General features: G+C 41.9%; 2 protein-coding genes and 1 tRNA gene. 2 read left to right on the top strand and 1 reads right to left on the bottom strand.

Going from position 1 to position 3,063, the window contains the following annotated elements:
* Window positions 1–112: 112 nt before the first annotated feature.
* A complete protein-coding gene (locus tag L2755_RS21800; protein ID WP_248982739.1) occupies window positions 113–946 on the bottom strand; it encodes a DUF2989 domain-containing protein in 834 nt (277 codons plus the stop codon).
* A gap of 220 nt (window positions 947–1,166) precedes the next feature.
* On the opposite strand from L2755_RS21800, the gene L2755_RS21795 reads away from it, so the two are divergent.
* Window positions 1,167–2,600: a glyceraldehyde-3-phosphate dehydrogenase gene (locus L2755_RS21795; RefSeq protein WP_248982738.1), complete on the top strand. Its 1,434-nt coding sequence runs from the start codon at window positions 1,167–1,169 to the stop codon at window positions 2,598–2,600.
* A 364-nt stretch (window positions 2,601–2,964) separates the two neighbouring features.
* A tRNA-Gly gene (locus tag L2755_RS21790) sits at window positions 2,965–3,040 on the top strand.
* Window positions 3,041–3,063 lie beyond the last annotated feature (23 nt).

The following is a 3,063-nucleotide window of genomic DNA, read 5'->3' as shown; positions in this document are numbered from 1 at the left end:
TTTGGTAATTTTTTTACATGGATCGCGTATTGAGCTATTTTTCAGCTAAACATTGGAATTAACTGTAAGTTGGCAAACATATTGCCGAATACAAATTACACAAAATAGCTTGCTAGTCAGCGAAGCTTAAGTCCTGCTCCAAGACAATTTTTAGCTTACTCTCTGCATACTTTCCAGATCTTAGTACATCTGCTAAGTCTTCAGCCTCTTCATCCAGTTTTTCTTGCAGCAATCGATTTCCTTGAAGCATGGCTAGCATCTGTTTTTCTGCAAAATTAGATTGGGTGATAATTATGTTTGTTTTCGACAGTAAGTAATGCATCTCTAGCCGCTGTTCTTGGCGGTATATCGTGGCTAAAGCGAGTAACCAATCAGGATCGAATGTGTCTTCATCACTTCCATTCAACGCCTCTGCGTACAAGCGTTTAGACTTAAGTGAATCTATTCTTAAATAATGCGCAGCCAGTTGGGCTTTCAACCTGATATCACTAATGAGGCCACTCTTTTCTGCAGCAAATAGTACCTTGCCAGCTTCAGTATCGTTGAATCGGGACCAATGGTAATAAGCTAAATGGGGTTCAATGCTATTTTTGGTGCTCTCCTGTAGCTCCGCTAAAGTTTGAGAGCTTAGCCCAAAAGCGCGGGCACGATCGTTAGTGCGCTCAGGGTGCAGTATGTGCTGTACCCCAGCGGCAAGTTCAATGCACTTGTTGTAATCCTCTAGATACAGTAACTGGTCAAACAATTGCTCACCATTGGGCTCGATAGTCTGCTTTAATTTGAAACGGCTGCGAATAAGGTCACCTTTTTCGAACCGACACCAACTATCTTTGTGCAAATCCAAACAAAGTTCAGGATTTTTGTTACATATTACCGCGGTATTGGAGACCTGATCACAGCCAAACAGGCCAAAAAAGGCGGTAAATGCTAGAAATGATGTAAACATTACAAAGTTTCTATTCAAAAGTGGCTCCATACGTATTTTTTGCTAATAAAATTACAACTTTACGGATAATATCTGACTAGCCTGAAAGGCGACTTTTCATTACAATAGCGCCGACCAAACGGGGAAAGACACCCTACATAACCTAGATTATTGGTCTTTTCTTTTTGTTACTCAAACATTTCTGATAAAAAATCAGAAAAGTGAGATAAAGGATCTGTTAATGAGCGCTGATAAACACCTACAAAGCTGGCAAGAACGTTTCGAAATGGCTGAGGCTATGCAGCCTCTACTTGGTAAATTATATCGAAACCAAGGTGTAGAAGTTGTCGTCTACGGTAAACCCTTACTAAACGCCTCTACTATAGACATAATTAAATCACATCGTTTAGTGCGTCGCCATGTCGGTGATAAACTAAGACTACGTGAAAGCTTTCCATTTATCGAAGCTTTAAGCAAGTTAGCGGTAAAACAGTGCAAAGTTGATATCGGTAAGCTTGCTGTTAACTATTGGCGCGAATATAAAGATGCTAGCCAAATCGAAGCTTACATGAGCAGCCAATTGTCAGCAGCAATCACCCAAGAAGAAACAGAAGCTAGAGATGTTGTTCTTTACGGTTTTGGCCGTATTGGGCGTTTATTGGCTCGCCTGCTAATTGAACGAACCGGGGTTAGCAACAAGCTCAGACTTCGTGCCATTGTACTTAGAGGCGGCCGTAAGGGCGATTTAGAGAAACGCGCAAGCTTACTACGTCGCGATTCAGTTCATGGACCCTTTAACGGTTCAGTAGAAGTTGATGAAGAGAACAACGCCATTATTGCAAACGGCACCTATATTCAAATTATCTATGCTAACTCTCCAGATGAAGTGGACTACACTGCGCATGGGATCTCTAATGCGCTTGTTGTCGATAATACGGGTATTTGGAAAGACGAAGCGGGTCTAGGTCTACACCTTAAGTCTAAAGGTGCTAGCAAAGTATTGCTAACTGCTCCTGCAAAAGGCGCGATTAAGAATATCGTTTATGGCGTAAACGAGTCAGACATCCTTGAAGAAGATACCATTGTATCTGCTGCGAGCTGTACTACCAATGCAATCACACCGATACTCAAAGCTGTCAATGACAAGTACGGTATTGTAAATGGTCACGTAGAGACCATTCACTCATATACCAATGACCAAAACCTTATCGATAATTATCATTCGGCAGACCGTCGTGGCCGCAGTGCACCGCTTAATATGGTGATTACAGAAACAGGCGCTGCTAAAGCAGTAGCTAAAGCGCTGCCGGAACTTGAAGGCAAGCTTACGGGTAACGCTATTCGCGTTCCAACGCCAAATGTTTCAATGGCCATTATTAGCTTGAACCTCAATGGCGAAACTAATAAGCATGAAATAAACGAATACCTTAAAGATATGGCGCTTCAGTCCGATCTGCAGAACCAAATCGATTATACTGACTCAACGGAAATCGTTTCTAGTGATTTAGTTGGCTCTCGCTACGCTGGTGTCGTTGACTCTCAAGCAACGATTGCCGACGGCAACCGTACTATTCTTTATGTATGGTACGACAACGAGTTTGGCTATAGCTGCCAGGTTGTTGGTGTTATGCAAAAGATGCTCGGCCTTAACTATCAATCATTGCCGCTTGGATAATGTTGATTTAAGTTAGCTTGATACAAACGCCTCTATTGTAGAGGCGTTTTTGTTTTTAACGTCACCCACTTTAAAAGTAGGATGGGGTTATACTCAGCGCTAACCCATCAAAGTAGTGACTTCACTTTTAAAGAGTTAACACCTTTGTTAGCTTTGAACTGCCAAGCCAAGTAGCTCAGGACATTGCTACTGCGCAAGTATCGATCAATGAGTACGAAAAACGTTATCTTTGATGAATTTAACATCAAACAGTCATAAAATTGTTTTATGACGATTGACTATCAAGATCAAATCGGTAGAATGCCATTCCGTAGTCAAGGGGAAGCGAACTAAGCAAGAACTTGATTACTGGTTAAATTGAAATGCGACATTAGCTCAGTTGGTAGAGCGATACCTTGCCAAGGTATAGGTCATCGGTTCGAACCCGATATGTCGCTCCAATTTAATAGTGGCGCGATGGCAG

Origin of the sequence: Shewanella abyssi (assembly GCF_023284025.1) — a bacterium.
Lineage (GTDB): Bacteria > Pseudomonadota > Gammaproteobacteria > Enterobacterales > Shewanellaceae > Shewanella > Shewanella abyssi.
Note: the sequence above shows the minus strand (reverse complement) of the source record. Positions and strands in the feature narration are given on the sequence as shown.

Coding starts and splice junctions, on each gene's coding strand:
- L2755_RS21800 (WP_248982739.1), bottom strand. CDS start 946: ATGTTTACATCATTTCTAGCATTTACCGCCTTTTTTGGCCTGTTTGGC.
- L2755_RS21795 (WP_248982738.1), top strand. CDS start 1,167: ATGAGCGCTGATAAACACCTACAAAGCTGGCAAGAACGTTTCGAAATG.